This is a genomic window from Streptomyces sp. CB01249 (assembly GCF_001905735.1).
Taxonomy (GTDB): Bacteria; Actinomycetota; Actinomycetes; order Streptomycetales; family Streptomycetaceae; genus Streptomyces.
In genome coordinates, this window is the sequence record NZ_LISW01000006.1 from 355,466 (window position 1) to 379,633 (window position 24,168).

24 protein-coding genes are annotated in these 24,168 nt (G+C 72.1%); 15 read left to right on the forward strand and 9 right to left on the reverse strand.

Annotation, left to right across the window (positions count from 1 at the left end):
* Positions 1-57: 57 nt before the first annotated feature.
* Positions 58-945 (reverse strand): KPN_02809 family neutral zinc metallopeptidase, encoded by an 888-nt coding sequence (gene ypfJ / locus AMK18_RS26480; protein WP_073864757.1) that lies wholly within the window; start codon positions 943-945, stop codon positions 58-60.
* A 246-nt stretch (positions 946-1,191) separates the two neighbouring features.
* Between ypfJ and AMK18_RS26485 the strand changes: the two genes are divergently transcribed.
* The 3 genes from AMK18_RS26485 to AMK18_RS26495 all read left to right on the forward strand — a co-directional run bounded on the left by AMK18_RS26485 (position 1,192) and on the right by AMK18_RS26495 (position 4,275).
* Positions 1,192-2,790 (forward strand): ABC-F family ATP-binding cassette domain-containing protein, encoded by a 1,599-nt coding sequence (locus AMK18_RS26485; protein ID WP_073864758.1) that lies wholly within the window; start codon positions 1,192-1,194, stop codon positions 2,788-2,790.
* Between the two features lie 320 nt (positions 2,791-3,110).
* Positions 3,111-3,332, forward strand: coding sequence for a helix-turn-helix domain-containing protein (locus AMK18_RS26490; RefSeq protein ID WP_007263382.1), 222 nt, complete (start codon positions 3,111-3,113; stop codon positions 3,330-3,332).
* Between the two features lie 151 nt (positions 3,333-3,483).
* Positions 3,484-4,275, forward strand: coding sequence for an enoyl-CoA hydratase/isomerase family protein (locus AMK18_RS26495; RefSeq protein WP_073864760.1), 792 nt, complete (start codon positions 3,484-3,486; stop codon positions 4,273-4,275).
* Between the two features lie 59 nt (positions 4,276-4,334).
* Here AMK18_RS26495 and AMK18_RS26500 read toward each other — a convergent pair whose 3' ends face one another.
* Positions 4,335-5,033: a hypothetical protein gene (locus tag AMK18_RS26500; protein ID WP_073864794.1), complete on the reverse strand. Its 699-nt coding sequence runs from the start codon at positions 5,031-5,033 to the stop codon at positions 4,335-4,337.
* 93 nt (positions 5,034-5,126) lie between these two features.
* Between AMK18_RS26500 and AMK18_RS26505 the strand changes: the two genes are divergently transcribed.
* Genes AMK18_RS26505 through amaP form a run of 5 tightly spaced genes read left to right on the forward strand, consistent with a single transcriptional unit; the run spans position 5,127 to position 7,460 of the window.
* A complete protein-coding gene (locus tag AMK18_RS26505) occupies positions 5,127-5,609 on the forward strand; it encodes an Asp23/Gls24 family envelope stress response protein (protein ID WP_018104699.1) in 483 nt (160 codons plus the stop codon).
* 33 nt (positions 5,610-5,642) lie between these two features.
* Complete coding sequence (locus AMK18_RS26510; protein ID WP_018104700.1) at positions 5,643-5,834, forward strand: hypothetical protein; 192 nt, start codon at positions 5,643-5,645, stop codon at positions 5,832-5,834.
* Complete coding sequence (locus tag AMK18_RS26515; protein ID WP_073864761.1) at positions 5,831-6,193, forward strand: Asp23/Gls24 family envelope stress response protein; 363 nt, start codon at positions 5,831-5,833, stop codon at positions 6,191-6,193. Before AMK18_RS26510 ends, AMK18_RS26515 begins: the two co-directional genes overlap by 4 nt.
* Entirely contained in the window at positions 6,190-6,876 is a 687-nt protein-coding gene (locus AMK18_RS26520) for a DUF6286 domain-containing protein (RefSeq protein ID WP_073864762.1), read from the forward strand. Before AMK18_RS26515 ends, AMK18_RS26520 begins: the two co-directional genes overlap by 4 nt.
* Complete coding sequence (amaP, locus tag AMK18_RS26525) at positions 6,873-7,460, forward strand: alkaline shock response membrane anchor protein AmaP (protein WP_018104703.1); 588 nt, start codon at positions 6,873-6,875, stop codon at positions 7,458-7,460. The genes AMK18_RS26520 and amaP overlap by 4 nt, the downstream gene beginning before the upstream one ends.
* 126 nt (positions 7,461-7,586) lie before the next feature.
* On the opposite strand, the gene AMK18_RS26530 is transcribed toward amaP, so the two are convergent.
* The 5 genes from AMK18_RS26530 to AMK18_RS26550 all read right to left on the reverse strand — a co-directional run bounded on the left by AMK18_RS26530 (position 7,587) and on the right by AMK18_RS26550 (position 12,415).
* Positions 7,587-8,342, reverse strand: coding sequence for an SDR family oxidoreductase (locus AMK18_RS26530; protein WP_018104704.1), 756 nt, complete (start codon positions 8,340-8,342; stop codon positions 7,587-7,589).
* A 4-nt stretch (positions 8,343-8,346) separates the two neighbouring features.
* The gene (locus AMK18_RS26535; protein WP_073864763.1) at positions 8,347-10,173 is read right to left on the reverse strand and encodes a glycoside hydrolase family 15 protein; all 1,827 of its coding nucleotides are present in this window, start codon (positions 10,171-10,173) and stop codon (positions 8,347-8,349) included.
* A gap of 62 nt (positions 10,174-10,235) precedes the next feature.
* On the reverse strand, positions 10,236-11,039 hold the full coding sequence (locus tag AMK18_RS26540) for an SURF1 family cytochrome oxidase biogenesis protein (RefSeq protein WP_073864764.1): 804 nt from the start codon (positions 11,037-11,039) through the stop codon (positions 10,236-10,238).
* A 71-nt stretch (positions 11,040-11,110) separates the two neighbouring features.
* Entirely contained in the window at positions 11,111-11,344 is a 234-nt protein-coding gene (locus AMK18_RS26545) for a hypothetical protein (protein ID WP_026171732.1), read from the reverse strand.
* 63 nt (positions 11,345-11,407) lie between these two features.
* On the reverse strand, positions 11,408-12,415 hold the full coding sequence (locus AMK18_RS26550) for a DEDDh family exonuclease (RefSeq protein WP_018104708.1): 1,008 nt from the start codon (positions 12,413-12,415) through the stop codon (positions 11,408-11,410).
* Positions 12,416-12,497: 82 nt separating this feature from the next.
* Between AMK18_RS26550 and AMK18_RS26555 the strand changes: the two genes are divergently transcribed.
* Complete coding sequence (locus AMK18_RS26555) at positions 12,498-13,211, forward strand: VIT1/CCC1 transporter family protein (protein ID WP_018104709.1); 714 nt, start codon at positions 12,498-12,500, stop codon at positions 13,209-13,211.
* Here the strand turns inward: AMK18_RS26555 and AMK18_RS26560 are convergent.
* The gene (locus AMK18_RS26560; RefSeq protein WP_443333233.1) at positions 13,208-16,333 is read right to left on the reverse strand and encodes an NACHT domain-containing protein; all 3,126 of its coding nucleotides are present in this window, start codon (positions 16,331-16,333) and stop codon (positions 13,208-13,210) included. The genes AMK18_RS26555 and AMK18_RS26560 overlap by 4 nt on opposite strands.
* A 148-nt stretch (positions 16,334-16,481) precedes the next feature.
* On the opposite strand from AMK18_RS26560, the gene AMK18_RS26565 reads away from it, so the two are divergent.
* Genes AMK18_RS26565 through AMK18_RS26575 form a run of 3 tightly spaced genes read left to right on the forward strand, consistent with a single transcriptional unit; the run spans position 16,482 to position 19,105 of the window.
* Complete coding sequence (locus tag AMK18_RS26565; RefSeq protein ID WP_073864766.1) at positions 16,482-17,384, forward strand: sterol desaturase family protein; 903 nt, start codon at positions 16,482-16,484, stop codon at positions 17,382-17,384.
* Positions 17,381-18,040, forward strand: a complete 660-nt coding sequence (locus AMK18_RS26570; protein ID WP_018104712.1) for a lysoplasmalogenase — start codon at positions 17,381-17,383, stop codon at positions 18,038-18,040. The genes AMK18_RS26565 and AMK18_RS26570 overlap by 4 nt, the downstream gene beginning before the upstream one ends.
* Positions 18,041-18,061: 21 nt before the next feature.
* Positions 18,062-19,105 (forward strand): zinc-dependent alcohol dehydrogenase family protein, encoded by a 1,044-nt coding sequence (locus AMK18_RS26575; RefSeq protein WP_073864767.1) that lies wholly within the window; start codon positions 18,062-18,064, stop codon positions 19,103-19,105.
* A gap of 81 nt (positions 19,106-19,186) precedes the next feature.
* Here the strand turns inward: AMK18_RS26575 and AMK18_RS26580 are convergent, their stop codons facing one another.
* Positions 19,187-20,725, reverse strand: coding sequence for a S8 family peptidase (locus AMK18_RS26580; protein WP_073864768.1), 1,539 nt, complete (start codon positions 20,723-20,725; stop codon positions 19,187-19,189).
* Between the two features lie 288 nt (positions 20,726-21,013).
* Between AMK18_RS26580 and AMK18_RS26585 the strand changes: the two genes are divergently transcribed.
* The 3 genes from AMK18_RS26585 to moaA all read left to right on the forward strand — a co-directional run bounded on the left by AMK18_RS26585 (position 21,014) and on the right by moaA (position 24,165).
* Entirely contained in the window at positions 21,014-21,379 is a 366-nt protein-coding gene (locus AMK18_RS26585; protein ID WP_073864769.1) for a DUF485 domain-containing protein, read from the forward strand.
* Positions 21,376-23,013 (forward strand): solute symporter family protein, encoded by a 1,638-nt coding sequence (locus AMK18_RS26590; protein WP_018104716.1) that lies wholly within the window; start codon positions 21,376-21,378, stop codon positions 23,011-23,013. The genes AMK18_RS26585 and AMK18_RS26590 overlap by 4 nt, the downstream gene beginning before the upstream one ends.
* A 162-nt stretch (positions 23,014-23,175) precedes the next feature.
* A complete protein-coding gene (moaA, locus tag AMK18_RS26595) occupies positions 23,176-24,165 on the forward strand; it encodes a GTP 3',8-cyclase MoaA (RefSeq protein ID WP_073864770.1) in 990 nt (329 codons plus the stop codon).
* The last annotated feature ends 3 nt before the right edge of the window (positions 24,166-24,168 follow it).

The window sequence follows — 24,168 nt, forward strand, 5'->3', positions numbered from 1 at the left end:
CCTTCGTACAGCTTGTGTGATCCACGTCTCAGTCTCGCACCGGCCACCGACAACGGCTCAGCGGAACGTGTCGCAGTCGCCCATGTCCCCGCTCCGGAATCCCGTGGTGAACCACTCCTGCCGCTGCGCCGCGGACCCGTGCGTCCAGGACTCGGGCGTGACCCGGCCCTGGAACCGCTCCTGGATCCGGTCGTCCCCGACCGACGCCGCCGCGTCCAGGCCGTCCCGGATGTCCGCCCGGGTCACCTCGGTGATCAGCGGCCGCCCGGTCGACTCGTCGGGCGTGGTCGTCGCGTGGTGCGCCCAGACCCCCGCGTAGCAGTCCGCCTGGAGCTCCACCCGGACCGCGTTGCTGTTCTCGCCGGTCCGCCCGTCCTGGGTCCGGCCCAGCGTCCCCATCTGGTTCTGCACGTGGTGCCCGTACTCGTGGGCGACGACGTACGCCTGCGCGAACGGCCCGCCGCTCGACCCGAACTTCGTCCGCAGCTCGTCGAAGAACCCAAGGTCGAGGTAGACCTGCCGGTCGCCGGGGCAGTAGAACGGCCCCACGGCCGAGGTCGCGGAGCCGCAGGCCGTACCGACCCGGTCGGTGAACAGGACGGTCCGCGCCGTCGCGTACCGCGCGTCGCGCCGGGTGAACTCCTGGCCCCAGTAGTCCTGCACGCTGTTGACCACCGCCACGATCCGGCAGTCGTCCTTCGTGTTGGCGTCCCGCCCGGTCCGGCACTCCTGTGCCACCTGCCCCGCCGAGGACGCGGTCGCCGTCGGCGAGTCGCCCGACGAGAGCCCGAGCTGATCGGGGCCCACCCCGAAGAGCAGCCCCAGGATGAGCGCGATCACCCCGGCGATGCCCCCGCCCACGGTGGCCCGGCCGCCCGGGACGCGGCTGCCGCGTACGTCCCTGACCTCCGACGTGTCCAGACCGGCGTCGTCGTCGAACTGCATCGCACACCCTCCGCCACGGATCACGGTCCCTTCGCCGAGTATCCGGTCATACGCCCCGTAATGCCCTGTTCACCTCCTGCGCCCGGGCGGGCGCACCCGTGGGGGGAGCACGCGGAAAAGTCGGTGGACACCGCCAGTAGACTGGTTTCCATGGCAGTTCTCCTTGTGCGTGTGCGTGAGTAGCGGCGTCGATCCGTCACCACCCGTCGTTCCTCCGCCCTTCCTTTCGCCCTGGAGTACCTCCCCGTGATCACCGCCTCCGGCATCGAGCTGCGCGCCGGCGCCCGTCTGCTCATCGAATCCGCCAGCTTCCGCATCGCCAAGGGCGACCGCATCGGCCTCGTCGGCCGCAACGGAGCGGGCAAGACCACCCTCACCAAGTGCCTCGCCGGCGAGGGCGTCCCCGCCGCGGGCACCATCACCCGCTCCGGCGAGGTGGGCTATCTCCCGCAGGACCCCCGCACCGGCGACCTCGACGTCCTGGCCAGGGACCGGGTCCTGTCCGCCCGCGGCCTGGACGAGATCCTGCGCAAGATGCGGGAGAACGAGGACCGGATGGCGAACGGCAAGGGCGCCACCCGCGAGAAGGCGATGAAGAAGTACGAGCGCCTGGAGACGGAGTTCCTCACCAAGGGCGGTTACGCCGCCGAGGCCGAGGCCGCCACCATCGCCGCCGCGCTCAGCCTGCCCGACCGGGTGCTCGGCCAGCCGCTGCACACCCTCTCCGGCGGTCAGCGCCGCCGCGTCGAGCTGGCCCGCATCCTCTTCTCGGACGCCGACACGCTGCTCCTGGACGAGCCGACCAACCACCTCGACGCGGACTCGATCGTCTGGCTGCGCGACTACCTCAAGACCTACCGCGGCGGCTTCGTCGTGATCTCCCACGACGTCGAGCTGGTCGAGACGGTCGTCAACAAGGTCTTCTACCTCGATGCCAACCGGTCCCAGATCGACGTCTACAACATGGGCTGGAAGCTCTACCAGCAGCAGCGCGAGGCCGACGAGAAGCGCCGCAAGCGCGAGCGCCAGAACGCCGAGAAGAAGGCCGCCGCCCTCAACGCGCAGGCGGACAAGATGCGCGCCAAGGCGACCAAGACGGTCGCCGCGCAGAACATGGCCAAGCGCGCCGACCGGCTGCTGTCCGGCCTGGACGAGATCCGGGTCGCCGACAAGGTCGCCAAGCTGCGCTTCCCCGACCCCTCGCCCTGCGGCAAGACGCCCCTGATGGCGGAAGGGCTCTCCAAGTCCTACGGCTCGCTGGAGATCTTCACCGACGTCGACCTGGCCATCGACAAGGGCTCCCGCGTCGTCATCCTCGGCCTCAACGGCGCCGGCAAGACCACGCTGCTGCGGCTCCTCGGCGGCGCCGAGCAGCCCGACACCGGCCAGGTCGTGGAGGGCCACGGCCTCAAGCTCGGCTACTACGCCCAGGAGCACGAGACCCTGGACCCGGACCGCACGGTCCTGGAGAACATGCGCTCCGCCGCCCCCGACCTGGACCTCGTCGACGTCCGCAAGACGCTCGGCTCGTTCCTGTTCTCCGGGGACGACGTGGACAAGCCGGCCGGGGTGCTCTCCGGCGGCGAGAAGACCCGACTGGCCCTGGCCACCCTGGTCGTCTCCTCCGCCAACGTGCTCCTGCTGGACGAGCCCACCAACAACCTGGACCCGGCCAGCCGCGAGGAGATCCTCGGCGCGCTGCGCACGTACAAGGGTGCCGTGGTCCTCGTCACGCACGACGAGGGCGCCGTCGAGGCCCTTCAGCCGGAGCGGATCATCCTGCTCCCGGACGGCATCGAGGACCTGTGGGGTGCGGACTACCGGGACCTGGTCGCCCTGGCCTGATCCCCCCGGACTGGATCATTCGGCCTACCCGAGATCCGTCATCTGTGTGAGTACGTCTCATACCTCGGCGCGGCGCCCGGCAGATAGCTGCCGGGCGCACCCATTTCCGCCCCCCTGCCCTTGCGTGCCCTGACCTGGACGTTCCTTCCCGGATGCTGGCACGACACCCCGTACGGCCTGTTGGAATGAGGCATTCCGGTCGCACCGGCGCACTCCCGGGGCGCGAATCCGGTCGCAGAGACCTTGCCGAATGGGTGGCCAGGAAGCGCCCGAGGGGTGATCATGAGAGTCCAGAGCGCACTTCCCATGAGGAGGCACGGGTGGCCGAGACTCTGAAGAAGGGCAGCCGGGTGACCGGCGCCGCGCGCGACAAGCTCGCGGCAGACCTGAAGAAGAAGTACGACTCCGGTGCGAGCATCCGGGCGCTGGCCGAGGAAACGGGCCGCTCCTACGGATTCGTCCACCGGATGCTCAGCGAATCCGGCGTGACGCTCCGCGGACGCGGCGGCGCCACACGAGGCAAGAAGGCCGCGGCGGCCTGACGGCCGGCAGCGGATCGGGGCACGTCGATGGAAGGCCCCAGGAGTTCCCTGGTCCGGGTGCGCCCACCCGGTCGGCCGCAGGGTCGATCCGGTGGTTACTGTTCAGTCACTTAGCTTGATGTGCTGACTGCACCCGAACCGGAGGACCCGTATGACCTCGCTCGACTCCGTGCTCGACCAGGACGGCGTCCGACTCACCGTCGACGACGCGGTTGCCACGGTGACCCTCACCAACCCGGCGAAGCGCAACGCCCAGTCTCCCGCTCTGTGGCGGGCGTTGACGGAGGCCGGACGGGCCCTGCCCGGCAGTGTGCGGGTCGTCGTGCTGCGCGCCGAAGGCGTGTCGTTCTCCGCCGGACTCGACCGCCAGGCGTTCACCCCCGAGGGGTTCGACGGTGAGCCGTCGTTCCTCGACATGGGGCGCGGCCCGGAGGCCGAGCTCGACGCGCTGATCGCCGAGTACCAGGAGGCGTTCACCTGGTGGCGCCGCAACGACATCGTGTCGATCGCGGCCGTCCAGGGCCACGCCATCGGTGCGGGCTTCCAGCTCGCCCTCGCCTGTGACCTGCGCATCGTCGCCGAGGACGTCCAGTTCGCCATGCGCGAGACCAGCCTCGGCCTGGTGCCCGACCTCACCGGCACGCACCCCTTGGTGCACCTCGTCGGGTACGCCCGCGCGCTGGAGATCTGCGCCACCGGCCGCTACGTCCACGCCGAGGAGGCGGAGCGCACCGGCCTGGCCAACCTCGTCGTGCCCGCCGCCGACCTCGAAGGCGCCGCGCGCGACCTGGCGGGTGCCCTGCTGGCCGCCCCGCGCGACGCCGTCATCGAGACCAAGGCGCTGCTGGGCGGCGCCCTCTCGCGTACGTACGAGGAGCAGCGCGCCGCCGAACGGGCCGCGCAGGGCCGCCGCCTCCGCGACCTGGCGAGCGCCCTCGGCTGACGCACGGGCGGGCCGGCCGGGGCCGAGACGCCCCCGCCGGCCCGGACCCGTACCGCGGCTCAGTCCTCCGCGACCGCCGTGACCAGCACCGCGACCGGGGGCCGCCCCTCGGCCGCCTCCGTCACCGCCTCGCGCACGGCGAGGGCCACGTCCAGCGCGCGGTGACCGCTCTCCGTCGCCAGTTCGACGCGCACATGGTCCTCGCCCGTCCGCACCGCCGGACCGAGCACCCCGGTCAGCGCCGCCACCCCGGCCACCGAGGCGGCGGCCCGCCCCGCGGCGTTCTCCGCGTCCACCGGGCGCACCTCCTCCGGCTCCGGCTCCACTCGTTCGGGTGAGCCGTCGAGCAGTTCCGTCACCCGCAGGTCCACCTCGGAGACCACCAGGCCCAGCCGGCGCGCGGCGGCCGACAGAAGGGCCGCGCGCAACGCGTCGGCGGCTGCGGGCAGGGGCCGGTCGGCCGTCGCGGTCATCGTCGCCTCGATTCGTAGGGGACCCGGCGGCAGCGCGCTCGGGGGCGGGGGCACCTGTGCGGCGGGCGCCGAGTCCGGGTCGGCCACGGCGATCCGCAGCTCACCCAGGACCGGACCGGGCTCGGGGCCCGCCACGGCCCGGCGCAGCACCGCGACCGCGGCCCGCTCCGCGATCCAGGCGCCGTCCGCCGGACCGCCCAGAGGGAGCAGTCGCCCCAGCGAGAGCCGTTGCCGTACCGCAGCCGTCCATGCGTGGGCCCTGTGCGGGCCGTCAGCCGTCGTCATGGCCACCAGACTGCCGTATCCACGGCGCGAGTCGGGGCAAGCGCCCTTAATGTGGGCGAAGTAGTCACATCTGCCCCGAAGGGAAGAGCGGCGATGACCGAGACCCCACAGCGGAACCGGCCCGAGAACCCCGACAGCAACGCCTCGGGCGGCAGCAGCCTGACCAAGCGCGGCGGCGGCGACCCCGGCACCCGCGGCCGTACGACCATCGCGGACGGCGTGGTCGAGAAGATCGCCGGAATGGCGGCACGCGACGTCGTCGGGGTGCACGCGATGGGCAGCGGCCTGTCCCGCACGTTCGGCGCGGTCCGCGACCGCGTCCCCGGCGGCTCCAAGTCCGTCACCCGCGGCGTCAAGGCCGAGGTCGGCGAGACCCAGACCGCGCTGGACCTGGAGATCGTCGTGGACTACGGCGTGTCGATCGCCGACGTCGCCCGCGATGTACGGGAGAACGTCGTCGCGGCCGTCGAGCGCATGACGGGCCTGGAAGTGGTCGAGGTCAACATCGCCGTCAGCGACGTGAAGCTGCCCGACGAGGACGACGATGACGACGAGTCAGAGTCCCGCGTCCAGTAGTCCCGGCGTCCCCGAGCGGTTGAGGAGCACACGATGAGCATGGCTGTGGCCGGTCTGCTGGCCGGCATGGCGCTCGGTTTCGCCGGATACTTCGGCGGGTTCGGAGCCTTTGTGCTGGTGGCCGCCCTCGGAGCGGTCGGCTTCGTCGCCGGCCGCTTCGTCGACGGCGACCTGGAACCCGGCGACTTCTTCCGCAGTCGCGAGCGCGGCGACCGACGGCGGTGACGGAGGTGTCGGGGGCGAGCGGCCCGGTCCCGGCCGGGGAACGGGGAGAGACGCGGATCGCCGACCGGGTGGTCGCGAAGATCGCCGCGCAGGCGGCCAAGGAGGCGGTCGACACGACTCCGAAGGAGGCGGCGTCGCCCCGTGCCACGGTCACCGTGCACCGCGACACCGCCCGCGTACGGGTGAGTCTGGAGCTGGGATATCCCACGGACATCGGCCACCAGTGCGGTGCCGTGCGTCGGCGGGTCGCCGAGCGGGTAAAGGCGTTGGCGGGGATGGAGGTGCCCGAAGTGGCCGTCCAGGTCGAACGCCTGCATCCCACCGGAGCGAGCCTGGCGGCACAGGGGAGGATTCGATGACCGAGCCCCACGACCCGGACGACGGCACGCGGCGACCGCCCGAGGCCGGGGCGGTGGAACACGGCAGTGTCCTCGCGCTCGACCAGTCGGCCTCCTCCGCGGCCTACGACCCCGCGCCCGACAAGGAACGGCCCGATGGCCGCGCGGGGCGCTTCTGGGCCGCCCGCCGCATCCCCGCCGGCATCGTCGCCGCGGTGATCCTCGGCGCGAGCGGCCTGCTCCTCTACGACGTGGCGGCGGTCCGCGCCGGACACCCCGCGATGCAGTGGCGCCGCACCCTGGCGGACGAGCTCGCGACCCGGCGGCTGGACGACGTCTGGGTGCTGACCGGCGCGTCCGTCGCGGCCGCCCTCGGGCTCTGGCTGCTGCTCCTCGCGCTCACGCCCGGGCTGCGCGACCTGCTGCCGATGCGCCGCGAACACACCGACGTGCGCGCCGGGCTGGACCGGACGGCGGCGGCCATGGTGCTGCGCGACCGGGCCGTCGAGGTGGCCGGCGTCCAGTCGGTCCGGGTCCGCATGGGCCGGAGCAAGGTGGGAGTGCGTGCCGTCTCGCACTTCCGGGAACTGGACGACGTACGGGCCGACCTGGACACCGTGCTCTCCACAGGCATCCGGGAACTGGGACTCGCCAGGCAGCCGAGCCTGTCGGTCCATGTCCGCCGGCCGGCGAAGAAGGGGTGAACGGCGTGCTCAGGACCGTCAACCGGGTACTGCTGGGGCTGGCCGGGCTGGTGCTGATCTGCGTGGGCGGCGGGGTGCTCGCCGCGGCGGCGGGCCTCTCCGTGCCGTCCTGGTGGCCCTGGTACGGCAAGAACGACGTCCTGCTCAGCGAGGCCGACCGGGACCGCTGGCGCGGCGAGGGCTGGTGGTGGCCGACCGTGATCGCGGTCCTCGCCGTCCTCGTGGTCCTCGCCCTGTGGTGGCTGCTGGCCCAGCTCCGCCGCTCGCGCCTCAACGAGGTGCTGGTGGACAGCGGGGACGGCGAGGGCGCCCTGCTGCGCGGCCGCGCCCTGGAAGGGGTGCTCGCCGGGGAGGCGGGCGCCCTGGACGGCGTCGCCCGCGCCCAGGTCACCCTGACCGGCAAGCGCTCCACCCCGGCCGCCCGGGTCCGGCTGCTGATGGAGCCGCACGCCGCGCCCGACGAGGCGCTGGGGAGGCTGAGCGGTGAGGCGCTGGCCCACGCGCGGGACTCCGCGGGGCTGGCCCGGCTGCCCGCCGAGGTCCGGCTCAAGGCCGTCAAGCACCGGGCCGCGCGGGTGAGCTGACGGGCGGTGCGGTGGCGCGGGCCCCGCGCCACCGCCGTATCACCGCACGCGGCCAGGGCGTGTCCGCGAAGTCCCGTCTGGCCCGCCACGCCCTTCGGGCGTACGACGGGACTTCGCGGACACGCCCTAGAAGCCGTGCCGGTAGCCGCCGTCGACCGGCACCATGATGCCCGTCAGGTACGAGGCGGCGGGGGACAGCAGGAACGCGGCCGTGCGGCCGAACTCCTCCGGGGTGCCGTAGCGGCGCAGCGGGATGTTCGCCTCGTTGGCGTTGCGCGAGGCCTCCGCGTCGCCCGAGAGCGCGTCCAGCTCCCGCACCCGGTCCGTGTCGATCCGGGCCGGCAGCAGACCCACGACCCGGATGCCGCGCGGGCCCAGCTCGTCGGCCATCGACTTCGCGACGCCGGCCAGGCCGGGGCGCAGCCCGTTCGAGATGGTCAGCCCGGCAATCGGCTCGTGGACGGAGCCGGAGAGCACGAAGCCGATGACCCCGCCCTCGCCGAGCGCCGCGGCGGCGGCCCTGGCCAGCCGTACCGCACCCAGGAAGACGGACTCGAAGGCCGTCTGCCACTGCTCGTCGGTGTTGTCCGCGATCCCGCCCGGCGGCGGGCCGCCGACGCTGATGAGGATGCCGTCGAGCCGGCCCAGGCCCTCCCGGGCGGCCTCCACCAGCCGTGCGGCCGACGCCGGGTCGGCGTTGTCGGCGGCGAGGCCGACGGCGTCCGGGCCCAGGTCGGCGGCTGCCTGCTGGGCGCGCCGTTCGTCCCGGCCGGTGATGATCACCTTCGCGCCGTCCGCCACCAGCGCCCGCGCGGTGGCGTAGCCGAGCCCGCGCGTCGCTCCGGTGACGATGTACACACGGTCCTTCAGTCCAAGATCCATGGCCCTATCCTGCCGTGCCGCCCCCGGCGTCGTCCTCGGCGGCCCGTGCTTCGGCCGGCTGCGCCTCGGCGAGCGCGACCGCCGTACCGACCAGACCGATGTGGCTGAACGCCTGCGGGAAGTTGCCGAGCTGGCGCCCCGCCGCCGTGTCGTACTCCTCGGCGAGCAGGCCCACGTCGTTGCGCAGGGCGAGCAGCCGCTCGAAGAGCTCGGTGGCCTCCTCGGGGCGCCCGGTCATCCGCAGGGCGTCCGCCAGCCAGAACGAGCAGGCCAGGAAGGCGCCCTCGCCGCCGGGCAGCCCGTCGATCGAGCCGCCGTCCGTGCTGTAGCGGCGCACCAGACCATCGCTGCCCAGCTCCTCGCGCACCGCGTCCACCGTGCCGATCACCCGAGGGTCGTCCGGCGGCAGGAAGCCGGTCCGGGCGATCAGGAGCGTCGCCGCGTCCAGCTCCCGGGAGCCGTACGACTGGGTGAAGGTGTTGCGCACCGGGTCGTAGCCCTTCTCGCACACCTCCCGGTGCACGGCGTCCCGCATCGCCCGCCAGCGGTCGGCGTCCCCGGCCAGCGAGGGATCGTCCTCCAGGCTGCGCACCGCCCGGTCGGCCGCGACCCAGGCCATCACCTTGGAGTGCACGAAGTGGCGCCGCTGCCCGCGGATCTCCCACAGCCCCTCGTCCGGCTCGCGCCAGGTGGACTCCAGGAACCCGAGCAGGCTGAGCTGGAGGCTCCAGGCGTGCGGCTTGTCGTCCAGGCCCGCGTCCCGGGCCAGCCGGAGCGAGTCGATGACCTCCCCGTAGACGTCCAGCTGGCGCTGGCGCACCGCCGCGTTGCCGATCCGGACCGGGGCGGAGTTCTCGTAACCGCGCAGCCACGGCAGCTCGGACTCGGGGAGTCTGCGCTCGCCGGCCAGCCCGTACATGATCTGGAGGTCCGCCGGGTCCCCGGCGACCGCGCGCAGCAGCCAGTCGCGCCAGGCGGCGGCTTCCTCCAGATAGCCGGCCGAGACCAGCGCGCCGAGGGTGAGCGTGGAGTCCCGCAGCCAGCAGAAGCGGTAGTCCCAGTTCCGTACGCCGCCGATCTCCTCCGGGAGCGAGGTGGTCGGGGCCGCCACGATGCCGCCGGTCGGGCCGAAGGTGAGCGCCTTGAGAGTGATCAGCGAGCGGATCACGGCGTCCCGGTACGGCCCCTCGTACTTGCAGCGGGCGGACCACTCGGCCCAGTCGGTCAGGGAGTTCTCCAGCGCCTCGTACGGGTCGACGAGCCCCGGCCGGGGCGAGTGCGAGGGGTGCCAGGTCAGCACGAAGGCCACCTTCTCGCCCTCGGACACGGTGAAGGAGGAACAGGTGGAGAACTGCTGGCCCCACGTCTTGACCGGCGGTTCGCTGCGCAGCCAGGCGGAGTCCGGCCCGGCGACCGCGACCCGGTGGCCGTCCGAGCGGCGCATCCAGGGCACGATGGACCCGAAGTCGAAGCGCAGTCGGATCACGGACGCCATCTCGACGGTGCCGCTGACCCCCTCGACGATCCGCATCACGTCCGGCTCCTTGTCGCGCTGCGGCATGAAGTCGATGACCTTGACGGTGCCGGTGCGTGTCTCCCAGTACGTTTCGAGGACCAGGGAGTCGCCCACGTAGCCACGCCGGGTGCAGGTGTCCGCGCCCTTGGGTGCGATCCGCCAGTGGCCGTTGTCCTCGTCGCCGAGCAGGGCGGCGAAGCACGCGCCCGAGTCGAAGCGGGGCAGGCACAACCAGTCGACAGAACCGTTTTTGCCGACCAGGGCCGCGGTCTGCAGATCGCCGATGAGGGCGTAGTCCTCGATGCGTGGGGTCACGTTCAGGCGTCTTCCCGAACGGGGCCTCCGTTAAGCAGACTCCGTGCCAGGAGAGGCGGGTGTCACGCCTGGGCGGGCTCGGGCTCCGGTGTCGCGTCCTCGGCGGCGGCCGCCTGTGCTGCCGCGACCCGGTCGCGCTTCTCGCGCCGGGCCAGGACCACGAAGCCCACCGGGACCCCGGCGGCGAACAGCCACCACTGCACGGCGTACGCCATGTGCGGGCCGATGGAGCTGTCGTCGGGGGCCTCGATCGGTTCCGGCGAGCCGTTCTTCGGCGCCGGGGCGGTGAGCTCGATGTAGCCGCCGAGCACCGGGCGGTCCAGCAGCCGGGCCTGCTGGGTGCTGCTGATCAGCATCACCTGACGGTCCGGAAGGTCCGAGATGTCCTTGATGCCGCTCGCGCCGGTCGTCTCGTCGGCCTTGAGCCGCCCGGTGACGGTCACCTCGCCCTTCGGGGCGGCCGGTACGTCGGGGAAGGCGTGCTGGTCGTCGGCGGAGGGGACCCAGCCCCGGTTGATCAGGACCGTGCCGCCGCCCTTGAGGTCGAACGGGACCAGCACGTGGACGCCGATGGAGCCGTCGGTGGCGGTCCTGCGACGGACGACCACCTCGTGCTTCTCGTCGAAGGTCCCGGTGGCCGTCACGGTGCGCCAGTAGTCCGCGCGCGGAACGGTGTGGCCGGGGGAGGTGAGTGCGGACACGGCGACCGGGTCCGCCTTCAGATTGCGCGAGATCAGGGCGTTCTGCGCGACCTTGTGCTCGTGCCGGTGCAGCTGCCAGAAACCCAGCTCGATCATCGTGGGGATGAGGACGAGCGAGAGGAGGGCGAGGATCAGCCACTGCCGGGTCATCAGGAAGCGGTACACCCCACGACGGTACAACCGGCCGCGGGGTGCCTCGCGCACGGGGTGGCCGAAGGGGTGGCCGCCCCGCGTCCTCAGACGCGGTCCACGATGCCCACCTTCCCCTCCGCGCGGGCGCAGTGCCCGCCGCAGAACCAGTGCCCGTCGACCTCGACGCCCTGGCCGATGACCTGGACCCGGCAGTGCTCGCAGATGGGCGCCATGCGGTGGATGGCGCAGGCGAAGCAGTCGAAGACGTGCACCGCGCCCTGCGCGTGCACCTCGAAGGACATCCCGTAATCGTTTCCGCAGACCTCACAACGTGCCATGCGCCACAGGGTGGGACCCGGAAGCGGCGGCGGGCAGCCGTCGGGCGGCGAGTCGCCGCCGGTTCACTCCGATGACGGCGTCGGCGCCGGCACCTTCGCGACGGCCGGGGCGACATCGCGCAGGAGATGCGTGAAGGCGCTCTCGTCCAGGATCGGCGTGCCGTACGTCTTCGCCTTCACCGTCTTCGACGTCGCCGAGTCCGGGTCGTTGGTGACGAGCAGGCTGGTCAGCCGGGAGACGCTGGTCGCCACGTGCAGCCCCGCCTCCACCGCGCGGTCCTCCAGCAGTTCGCGGTCGACCGAGGTGTCCCCGGAGAACGCCACCCGCATGCCCTGCTTGAGCGGTTTGTCCTTCTCGTACCGTCCCGGGTTCGGATACGGGCAGGCCGGACGCTTCCGCGAGGCGCGCCAGGTGCCGTGTCCCCCGTACGAGGACGAGGAGCCGGACCGCGGGGCCACCGGCGATTGCGACCACTCGGTCAGCGGCCGGCACTCCAGGAGTGGCAGCCGCACCCCGTCCCGCGCCGCCGCGTGCAGGCTCGGGCGGAACGCCTCCGCCAGCACCCGCGCGTCGTCCAGCGCGTGGTGCGCGTGCTGCTGGACCACGCCGAAGTGCTCCGCGAGGGACGCCAGCTTGTGGTTGGCCAGCGGCAGCCGGAGCTCCTTGGCCAGTGCGATGGTGCACAGCCGCTGCCGCACCGGCGCGGTGACCGAGGCGCGCGCGTACTCCCGCGCCAGCATCGACCAGTCGAACGCGGCGTTGTGCGCGACGAGCACCCGGTCCGCCAGCCGTTCGGACAGCTCGGCGGCGATCTCCGGGAAGAGCGGCGCCCCCTCCAGCACGTCGCTCGTCAGCCCATGGATCCAGACCGGCCCCGGATCGCGCTCCGGATTGACCAGCGTGTACCAGTGGTCCTCGACATCGCCCCGCGCGTCCAGCCGGTAGACGGCAGCGGACACTATCCGGTCGTCCCGGGCGAGCCCGGTGGTCTCCACGTCGACAACCGCGTACCCCTGCGGGTAGGCGGCGGGCCACGGTGCTGCGGTCTGCGGGTCGTCGAGCATGGTCACAGAGAATACGGGGCGTGTCGGACAGTCCCCTACTCGGTGCGCGTGCGTGCCCGGTGGCGCCCTGAGGTGAGACCATCCCGGGATGACGCGAGCGCCGGAGCACGACGAACCTCACGGTGGCGGGCTGGGTACCCGGCTCAACTGGCTGCGGGCGGCCGTGCTCGGGGCGAATGACGGTGTGGTGTCCACCGCCGGGCTCGTCGTCGGTGTGGCCGGGGCCACCGACGACCGGGGCGCCCTGCTGACGGCCGGGCTGGCCGGGCTGCTCGCCGGGTCGCTGTCGATGGCGGCCGGGGAGTACGTCTCGGTGTCCACCCAGCGCGATTCGGAGAAGGCCGCGCTGGCCACGGAGAAGCGGGAGCTCCAGGAGACCCCGGAGGCGGAACTCGCGGAGCTGACGGGCCTGTTGCAGGGCAAGGGGCTCAGCCGCGAGGTGGCCCGGGAGGCCGCCGTCCAGCTCACCGAGCGCGATGCGCTGCGCGCTCACGCGGAGGTGGAGCTCGGCATCGACCCGGACGACCTGACGAACCCCTGGCACGCGGCGGGCGCCAGCTTCCTCGCGTTCACGGTCGGCGCGCTGCTGCCGCTGCTGGCCATCGTGCTGCCCCCGGCCGGTGCCCGGGTCCCGGTGACCGTGCTCTCCGTCCTCGCGGTACTGGCCGTGACGGGCTGGTGGAGCGCCCGCCTGGGCGAGGCGGCCCCGGGGCGGGCGGTGCTGCGCAATATGGGCGGGGGAGCGGTGGCCATGGCGGTGACGTACGTGGCGGGGCATTTGCTGGGGGCGGCGGGGGTTTAGGGGGTGCTCTGCCGTCTGATGCGCCCGGGAGGAAAATGCTCCTCTCCGATGGCGGGGGTGTCGGCGCCGAGGATGATGGTCAGTCCGTCGAGGCCGGCCAGGGGTGTGAGGTCGTAGGGCCCGGCGTCGCCAAGGTCCTTCCGCGTCGCGTAGAGGCGGAGTCTGGTCAATCCGCCCAGCTGGGCCAGCGGCCCCAGTCCCTGGGACAACCGGCAGCGGTGCAGCTGGAGCGCAGTCAGGCGGGTGGCACCACCCAGAGCGTCGAGGTCGAGCTCGTCTATGTCATCAAGGATGAGACTGCGGAGCCCCGGAAGCGTCGCGAAAGCGGACACGCTGAGGAGCTGGAGCCGGCTGTTCATACGCAGGTACTCCAACTCGGTCCACTGCTCGATCCCCTCCAGGCTCATGTCACTCGCCTGTGCGCCCATGGTCAGCGAGGTGAGCCGGCGGCTCAGCGGGAGTTCGCCGATGCTGTCGACGGGGAAGCGGTGTCCCAGAAACACGCTGGATACCTCTGTGAAGGCTTCCAGTTGCTCTCCCGGCAGGTCGGGGTGCAGCCCTGCCAACGAGAGCCAGGTCAGCGGAAGAGCATGCAGAGGGCTGAGGTCGCGGACTTCGGGGCACTTGCTGAGCCCCACCTTGGTGAGTGAATCCATCGAAGCCAGCGGGGTGAGGTCGGTCAGCTCCTCGTTGTCGTAGACGTAGAGGCTCGTCATGTTGCTGCGGGTGGCCAGCGGGGACAGCCCCGGGTGGGGCCCTTGGAGCCGGATCGCACGTGCGTCGGGGATATGGCTGAGGGTCGTCAGCTGCTCTGGGACGAATGCGGAGAGGTAGGGGCCGCGCCCGCCCCACGACCGCGCCGCCAGGATTTCCCGAGCGTACGTGAGAGTGTCGAAGGCACCCCATGCCTCGCACAGCTGGATGCCGACTGAGTGCCCACTGGCGCCGCGATACCGCCTGATGACCTCGTAAGCCGCATCCCCGCCCACCAGCCCCGCAGTCATCACCACGAACCCCGCCGCGCGATCGTCCTCCACCTCCCCCGGCCCTGGCAGCAGCTCCAACACCAGCTCCCCCACCGCCGCCAGTGCCTCCGCCTCCTCCCGGCTGCGCGGCGGCAGCAACGCCTCCGTCCGGTCGCGGATGTCCGCCCGCAACGCGGGCGCCAACTCCGGCGCGTGCTCCGCGCTCGCCGCCGCCAGGAGCACCAGCCGGTGGCGGTGCCGGGGGGCCCGGTCCGCGCGTCGCAGCAACTGCCGCAGCAGCCGCTCCCGTTCGTCCGGGCGGGCGTGGCCCACCGCCATCTGGATCACGTCGTGCCACTGGTCGTCGTGCGCGTTCTTGACCAGGACGCCCAGGTCGCGGGCCTCCACCGCGGCCTTGGCGCCCAGGTAGTCCTGGAAGGTGCGGTGCACGAACCCGACCGCCCCGGGCGCGGGTTCGCGGAGCAGGCCGCTTCTGATGAGGAGGTGCGAGAACACGTCCTCCGGGGTCGCCCGGATCTGGGACATCGCCGTCAGCCACTCGGTCACCAGATCGAGCGCCTCGGCCCGGTCCGCCTCCGCCAGGCCGTTGCGGATCAGCCAGTACGCCAGCCGTTGCAGCAGCCCGGTCTGCTCCTCGCGGGTCAGGTCCACGCCCTCGACCCCGGTGATTTCGCGTTCCGTGTCGCGGCGGACGAGGAGCATGTCCAGCGCGGCGTCGTACAACTCCTTCCGGGCCCGGGGGAGCTGCATGCGCCGGTCCCGGTTGAGCGCGCACAGCAGGGCGCACATCAGCGGGTTGGTGGCGAGCCGGCCCAGGTCGCGCCGGGTGACCACCGCGTGCCGCAGCGCCTCCTCGTACGTGTCGAGACGGCGGCGCTCCTCGTCGGAGGCGCACTCAAGGCGGGCGGCCCGGTGCCAGTGCTCGATGAAGGTGCGGATGTCCTTCCCGCGCATCGGCAGCAGCGAGTTCGCCTCGAAGCCGGAGCCGGACAGCCAGCTCTCCGGGACCGCCGACGGCCGCGTCGTCACCACGTAGCGGCAGCGCGGGTACGCCGTGATCAGGTCCTTCAGCCACCGCTCCGTGCGCTGCCGCAACCGCATCGGGACCTCGTCCACCCCGTCCAGCAGCACCAGCCCCCGGCCCTCCGACAGCACCCGGTCCGCCCAGCCCGCGGGGGCCGCGCCGTGCAGCGGGACGCCGGTGGCGCGGAGGAAGTCCTCCGGACCCGGCAGCCGGTCGTCCGAGGTGAACGCGCGCAGGCGCAGGACGAACGGGACGCAGCGGTTCCAGTCCGCCAGCTCGCGGCCGAACGACTGGCGGGCGGCGTTCACCGCGAGCCACTGGACCAGGGTGCTCTTGCCGGACCCGGCCGGCCCCCGCAGCAGCAGCCGTTCGCCGCCCGCGAGGCACTGCTCCACCTTGACCGTCACCCGCTCCGGGCCCCCGGCCTCCCACCACTCCGGACCGCTGTCCTGGGAGCTCACCGCCAGGCTGATGTAGGCCGTCTCCAGCGGCCAGTCCCCGGCCGAGCGGCCCAGCGTCAGTCCGAACAGCTCCATCCGGCTGTGCGCCTGCGCGATGAAGCGCGCGTAACGCCCCTCGAAGTCCAGGGCGGCGGCGTCCGGCGCCGGGCCGAGCCGTTGGCGTACGTGATCCACCGCCTCCCGCAGGCTGTCCGTGGCGCGGGTCTGCTCCACCGCCGCGCGCGCCATGAACGACGGCTCGGCGGTCAGCTGCTCCACCAGATGCGCGCAGCACAGGGCCAGCAGCTCCCCGTACAAGCCCCTCGCCCGCTCCGAGAGCCCCGGGTCCGGCGCCGGGAGCGCCGCCGCGAGCCGTTCCGGATCGAGGCCCGCGGCGAACAGCCGGTCCGCCGTCACCGCGTCCCCGGCCGCGAAGGCGTCCCGTACCGCGTCCACGGCGGCCAGGCGTTCGTGCCCGGGCACATCGGCGTACGACTCCGTCAGCCGCCCGCCCAGCACCTTCGCCAGCCGGTCCGGCTTCGCGGGGCGGGGGAGCGGGCGGACCGGGTCGGGGACGAGACCGGCGCCGGGTTTAGGGGTGACCAGTGATCGGGTCACCGCGGTGACCACCGTCGTCGCCAGCCTCAGTAACGCAACTTCCAGACCCTGCACGGTAGTTCCTCCCCCAGAGGCGGACCGGTGCAGCGATCGTACGATGCCCGGCCTGTCGGAAGTCACCAAAGAGCGCCGACGGGAGGTCTCCCATACTTGTTGGTAACAACATCTGGTCCCCGGCCGACCCCGGCCCTACCGTGCAGGCATGCCGACGAACCTGCCCGACGTAGTGCTCTGGTCCATACCTGCCTTCGTCCTGCTCACCGTCCTGGAGATGGCGCTGCACCACTTCCATCCCGACGAGGACGCCGCCGGGTACGAGGCGAAGGACGCCGCCACCAGCATCACCATGGGGCTGGGCAGCCTGGTCTTCGACCTGATGTGGAAAGTGCCCATCGTCGCCATCTACACCGCGGTGTACGAGCTGACGCCGCTGCGCGTCCCGGTCCTGTGGTGGACGGTCCTGCTGATGCTGCTCGCGCAGGACTTCTTCTACTACTGGTCCCACCGCGGCCACCACGTCATCCGCATCCTGTGGGCCTGCCACGTGGTGCACCACTCCAGCGAGAAGTTCAACCTCTCCACCGCGCTGCGCCAGCCCTGGACCTCGCTGACGTCCTGGCCGTTCTATCTGCCGCTCATCGCGTGCGGGGTGCACCCGGCGGCGCTCGCGTTCTGCTCGTCGGCCAACCTCGTCTACCAGTTCTGGGTGCACACCGAGCGGATCGGCAAGCTGCCCCGGCCCTTCGAGTACGTGCTCAACACGCCCTCCCACCACCGGGTGCACCACGCCTCGCAGGGCGGCTACCTCGACCGCAACTTCGGCGGCATCCTCATCGTGTGGGACCGCTGGTTCGGCTCCTTCGCCCAGGAGACGACGCGGCCGGTCTACGGGCTCACCAAGAACATCCACACGTACAACCCGCTGCGCGTCGCCACCCACGAGTACGCCGCCATCGCCCGCGACGTCCGCGCGGCCGACGGCTGGGGCGAGCGGGCCGGGCGCGTCTTCCGGGGCCCGGGCTGGCAGCCGGCCTCGGCCCGTACCGCCCCGGCGACCACCGCGCCCGCCCCCGTCGCCGCGCCCGCCCCCGAGGGCACCGCATGAACGAGCGCCTCGCCCGCCCCCTGCTCATCGCCTTCCTCGTCGCGTGCGCCGTCGACCTCGTCGGCGTGCTCACCGGCCCCGACTGGCTCCACCTCGGCGCCAAGCCGCTCCTGATGCCGCTGCTCGCCGGGTACGCCCTCGCCCGGCGCGGGCCGAGGCTGCTGATCGCGGCGCTGCTGTGCGGCTGGGCGGGCGACGTGTTCCTGCTGATCGACTCCGACCCGGCGTTCCTCGTCGGGATGGCCGGGTTCGCCGCCGGGCACGTCTGCTATCTGGTGCTGTTCGGGCGGGCGCGCGGGGCGCTGATTCCGGCGCTCGTGTACGCCGTCGTGCTCACCGTGTTCCTCGTGCTGATCTGGGACGGGCTGCCGGGCGGGCTGCGGATCCCGATGGCCGGGTACAGCCTGCTGCTGACCGCCATGGCGTACCGCTCCGGCGTCCTCGGCCGGTACGCGGCGACCGGCGGGGCCCTCTTCCTGCTCTCCGACGCGCTCATCGCCACCGGCATCGCGGACTGGCCGCAGCTCCCGGCCCCCGGCTTCTGGGTGATGCTCACCTACGTCGCCGCGCAGCTCCTGCTCACCCTGGGTGCGCTCGCCCCGGCCCGGCAGGAAGCCGGCTCGGGGGCGTACCGTGAAAGGAGTATCAGCATCTGAGATCAGCAAGGACCCCCACGCATGCGCGCCACCGTTATCCACGCCCCCCACGACATACGCGTCGAGGAGGTGCCCGACCCGGTGATCCAGCAGCCCACCGATGTGGTGCTGAGGGTCCTGCGGGCCTGCATCTGCGGCAGTGACCTGTGGGCCTACCGGGGTGAGTCCGCCCGGCAGCCGGGCCAGCGCATCGGCCACGAGTTCCTCGGGATCGTCGAGGAGGCCGGGTCCGAGGTGCGCGGGTTCTCCGCCGGGGACCTGGTCGTCGCCCCGTTCGTCTGGTCCGACGGCACCTGCGCGTACTGCGCCGAGGGCCTGACCACCTCCTGCCCGCAGGGCGGCTTCTGGGGCTCGGTGGGCTCCGACGGCGGCCAGGGCGAGGCCGTCCGCGTCCCGCACGCCGACGGCACCCTGGTCGCCCTGCCCGCGGCCGCGGCCTCCGACGACCGGCTGCTCACCGGCCTGCTGGCCCTCTCCGACGTGCTCGGCACCGGCCACCACGCGGCGGTCGGCGCGGGCGTACGGGCCGGTTCGACCGTCGCCGTCGTCGGGGACGGGGCCGTCGGGCTGTGCGGAGTGATGGCCGCCAAGCGGCTCGGCGCCGAGCGGATCATCGCGCTCGGCCGGCACACGGCGCGCACGGACATCGCCCGGGACTTCGGCGCCACCGACGTCGTCGCCGAGCGCGGCGACGCGGCGGTCGCGGCCGTACGGGAGCTGCTCGGCGGCGAGGGCGCGCACTGCGTGATCGAGGCCGTGGGCACCGAGCAGTCGATGCGCACCGCCGTCGGCATCGCCCGGGACGGCGGGGCGATCGGCTACGTCGGCGTCCCGCACGGCAGCGGCACCGGGCTCGACCTCGGCGACATGTTCAACCGGAACATCGCGCTGCGCGGCGGCGTCGCCCCCGTGCGCACGTACATCCCGGAGCTGCTGCCCGACGTGCTGGACGGCACCATCGACCCCTCGCCCGTCTTCGACCTGTCCGTCGGGCTCGAAGACGTACCGGCCGGCTACAAGGCGATGGACGGGCGCACGGCGCTGAAGGTCCTCATCACGCCGTGAATCACGCCGTGAATCACGCCGTGAACCACCCGTGATCCGGCGGTCCGGGGGCCGGGACGCACCGGCCCCCGGACCCCGGGCTCACCAGCGCACGGCGTCCAGCGCGTCGACCACACCGGCCCCGTAGAAGCCGTTGTGGTTCTTACCGCCCTCGCAGACCGCGTCGGCCGTGCCGTCGCCGTCGATGTCGTACGGCGCGTCGCACGCCTTCGCGTCCGCCTCCAGCGCCAGCAGCGCCTTGACCGCGGCGGGCGGGGCGTACGGGTGCTTCGACTTGATCAGGGCCACGACGCCGGCGACGTGCGGGGACGCCATCGACGTACCGGCCTTGTAGCCGTACTTGCCGCCCGGCAGCGTCGAGAGGATGAGGCCGCTCGTCGCCGGGGGCTCGGGGGTCTGGTAGATCGTCGAGTCCCCGCCGGGCGCGGCCACGTCGATGACCCCGTTCCCGTAGTTCGAGTACGACGCCTTCAGGCCCTTCGCGCCCGTCGCCGAGACCGTGACGACGCCCGGGAGCATCGTCGGGATGTCCAGGCACTGGCGCGGGTCGACGGTCCGGCCGCCCGGGGTGGAGTCGTTCGGGCTGCCCGTGTCCTCGATGGAGTCCGCCGCCAGGTCCTCGGCGGAGTTCCCGGCAGCCGCGACGTTGACCGCGCCCTTCAGCTCGGCGTACCGGGTGGCCCGGTACACGGCCTCGACCAGGGCGCCCTGGTCCGGGTCGTTCTTGCAGTTGTACATCCACGGGTCGGTGTAATAGCTGTTGTTGGTGACGTCCACCCCGTGCTCGGCCGCCCAGACGAAGCCGCAGACGACGGCCTCGGTGTAGAAGAAGCCGTCCGGGTTGCCGACCTTGATGCCGGAGACCTTCACGCCCGGCGCCACGCCCGTCACGCCGATGCCGTTCTTGGCCGCCGCGATGGTGCCGGCGACATGGGTGCCGTGGTCGCTCTCCCCGGTCTTCGGGCGCCAGGCGCCGTCCGTGGTGTCCGGGGCGCCCGACACGCAGTTCGCGGAGGCGGCGCGGTCGAAGTTGGGGGCGAGGTCCGGGTGGGTGTCGTCCACGCCGGTGTCGATGACCGCGACGGTCACCTTGGAGCTGCCCAGCGACTTCTGGTGGGCCTTGTCCGCCTTGATGGCCGGCAGGTCCCACTGCAAGGGCTCCATCGGGTCCTGGTCCGCCGTCGCCTCGGCCGCCGCGGCCTTCTCCTGCGCGGCCGTCAGGGGCTGCTCGACCCCGATGTCCTTGGTGGCCTGGGGCACGATCGGGTTGGTGCGCGTGGCGCCCGCCGACTGGACGCCCCTGACCTCGCGGACCGTCTTCGCGAAGTCCGGGTTCTTCGAGTGGACGACGATGACCCCGATCCGGTCGTAGGCGATCACCACCGTGCCGCCGGCCCGTTCTATCGCCTTGCGCACCTGCTTGACGGTGCCCGGACCGCCCTGGGTGTTGACCACGTACGACAGTTCCGGTCCGTCCGCCGGCACCGCCGCCGCGGGGGCACCGTGCCCCGCCGGGGCGGCGGAGGCGACCCCCGCCGGCAGGAAGCCGAGCGAGGCGGTGAGGGCCAATCCGACGGGCAGCGTCAGTGCGCGCGTCCGTCCGGATACCAGATGAGCCATGGAGTCTCCACTTCATCCGTGTCAGCCGACCGGACACGGGGCGTGTCCAGTCGCGTACATGACCAGTGAAGCTAGCGCCGATCATCCCGGCACATCAATCGATTCGCGCGAACACGTGCACATCGGACCACCCGAAGGGGTGATGCGGAGAAGCCGCGAACCCAAGTGAACCGCTTCGCCGCGCGTTGCGTGCCGTTGTCAGGGGAAGCGCACCACCACCCCCCGAACACGAGGTCCCCAGTGCAACCGAACGTCCCCACCACCGCACCCGCGTCGCGAGGAGAATCCGTGGCTACCGATGCACCGCCGCCCGAGGGCAGTACGGAGAAGACCCCTGCCCAGCCCACGACCGAGGCGTTCCTCGCGGAGCAAGGCAGCGCGGAGTTCGGCGAACTGCGCCGCTCCTACCGCTCGTTCGCCTTCCCGCTGACCATCGCCTTCGTCCTCTGGTACCTGCTGTACGTGCTGCTCTCCAACTACGCGGGCGGCTTCATGGGCACCAAGGTGTTCAGCAACATCAACGTGGCCTTCGTCTTCGGCCTCGCCCAGTTCCTCACCACCTTCCTCATCGCCTGGTTCTACTCGCGGCACGCCAACGCGAAGCTGGACCCGAAGGCCGAGGCCATCAAGGACCGCATGGAGGCCGACGCATGAGCGCCGCGTACCACTCCCAGCACGCCGTCACCCTCGCCGCGTCCGCCACCGAACACCGGCCGCTGATCATCACCCTGTTCGCGGTCTTCGTCGCCGCCACCCTGGGCATCACCGTCTGGGCCGGCCGCCAGACCCGCAGCGCCTCCGACTTCTACGCGGGCGGGCGGCAGTTCACCGCCTTCCAGAACGGACTCGCGGTCTCCGGCGACTACATGTCCGCCGCGTCCTTCCTCGGCATCGCCGGTGCCATCGCCCTCTTCGGCTACGACGGCTTCCTCTACTCCATCGGCTTCCTCGTCGCCTGGCTGGTGGCGCTCCTGCTCGTCGCCGAACCCCTGCGCAACTCGGGCCGTTACACCATGGGCGACGTCCTCGCCTACCGGATGCGCCAGCGCCCGGTGCGCACCGCGGCGGGCGTCTCCACCATCGTCGTGTCGATCTTCTACCTGCTGGCACAGATGGCGGGAGCGGGCGTTCTGGTCTCGCTGCTCCTCGGCATCACCAGCGACGCCGGAAAGATCCTCATCGTTGCGCTGGTCGGCGTACTGATGATCGTCTACGTCACCATCGGCGGCATGAAGGGCACCACCTGGGTCCAGATGGTCAAGGCCGTGCTGCTCATCGCCGGTGCCATCCTGATGACCTTCCTGGTGCTGTGGAAGTTCGACTTCAACGTCTCCGACCTGCTGGGCACCGCCGCCGAGAAGAGCGGCCACGGCTCCGCGTTCCTGGAGCCCGGCCTGAAGTACGGCGCCACCGGCACCTCGAAGCTCGACTTCCTCTCCCTCGGCATCGCCCTGGTCCTGGGCACCGCCGGCCTGCCGCACATCCTGATCCGCTTCTACACGGTGCCCACCGCCAAGGCCGCCCGTAAGTCCGTCAACTGGGCCATCGGCATCATCGGCGCGTTCTACCTGATGACGATCGCCCTCGGATTCGGCGCCGCCGCGCTCATCGGCCCGGACGAGATCAAGGCGAAGAACCCGGCGGGCAACGCGGCCGCCCCGCAGCTCGCCGAATACCTCGGCGGGGTCGGCACCACCGGCGGCGCCGTCCTGCTCGCCGTCATCTCCGCCGTCGCCTTCGCCACCATCCTCGCCGTCGTCGCCGGACTGACCCTCGCCTCCTCCTCGTCCTTCGCCCACGACATCTACGCCAACGTCATCCGCAAGGGGAAGGCCACCGAGAAGGAGGAGATGAAGGCCGCCCGCTGGGCCACCGTCTTCATCGGCGCCGCCGCGATCGTCCTGGGCGCCTTCGCCCGCGACATGAACGTCGCCGGGCTCGTCGCCCTCGCCTTCGCCGTCGCCGCCTCCGCCAACCTGCCGACGCTCCTCTACAGCCTCTTCTGGAAGCGCTTCACCACCCAGGGCGCGCTGTGGTCGATCTACGGCGGCCTGGCCTCCTCCGTGATCCTCGTGCTCTTCTCGCCGGTCGTCTCCGGCAACGACAAGACCTCGATGTTCAAGGGCGTCGACTTCGCCTGGTTCCCGCTGGAGAACCCCGGCCTGATCTCCATCCCGCTCGGCTTCCTGCTCGGCTGGATCGGCTCGCTCCTGTCCAAGGAGGAGCCGGACAAGGGCAAGTACGCCGAGCTGGAGGTCAAGTCCCTCACCGGCATCGGAGCCCACTGACCACGCCCAGGTCAGGCCCGTACGAGGCCGCGTCGTAGGGTCCTACGACGCGGCCTCGCCGCACCTCGTGCCAAACGGGCCCCCTCCGCCTCCACCGCTCTCGCGTAGGCTCGAAAGAGTCAGCTACCGCGACCGGGAAGTCACCGGGGGAGGGGGCCCACCATGCTCATCGACACCTACGGACGGGTCGCCACCGACCTGCGCGTCTCGCTCACCGACCGGTGCAACCTGCGCTGCACGTACTGCATGCCCGAGGAGGGCCTGCAGTGGCTGGGCAAGCCCGACCTGCTCACCGACGACGAAATCGTCCGGCTGGTCCGCATCGCCGTCACCACGCTCGGCGTCACCGAGGTCCGCTTCACCGGCGGCGAACCGCTGCTGCGCCCCGGCCTCGTCTCCATCGTCCAGCGCTGCGCCGAGCTGGACCCCCGCCCGAGGATGTCCGTCACCACCAACGGCATCGGGCTGAAGCGGACCGCCGCCGCCCTGAAGGACGCCGGTCTCGACCGGGTCAACGTCTCGCTCGACACCCTGCGGCCCGAGGTGTTCAAGACCCTCACCCGCCGCGACCGCCACCACGACGTGCTGGCCGGTCTGGAGGCCGCCCACGAGGCCGGGCTCACCCCCGTCAAGGTCAACACCGTCCTGATGCCGGGGCTCAACGACGACGAGGCCCCCGACCTGCTCGCCTGGGCCGTCGAGCACGGCTACGAGCTCCGCTTCATCGAGCAGATGCCGCTGGACGCCCAGCACGGCTGGAAGCGCGACGGCATGATCACCGCGGGCGACATCCTCGACTCGCTGCGCACCCGCTTCGACCTCACCCCCGAGGACGACGGCGAGCGCGGCTCCGCCCCCGCCGAGCGCTGGACCGTCGACGGCGGACCGCACCGGGTCGGCGTCATCGCCTCCGTCACCCGGCCCTTCTGCCGGGCCTGCGACCGCACCCGGCTCACCGCCGACGGACAGGTCCGCACCTGCCTGTTCGCCCGCGAGGAGACCGACCTGCGCGCGGCGCTGCGGTCGGACGCGCCCGACGAGGAGATCGCCCGCCTCTGGAAGCAGGCGATGTGGGGCAAGAAGGCGGGGTCCGGCCTCGACGACCCGAGCTTCCTCCAGCCCGACCGCCCCATGTCCGCGATCGGCGGCTGACCC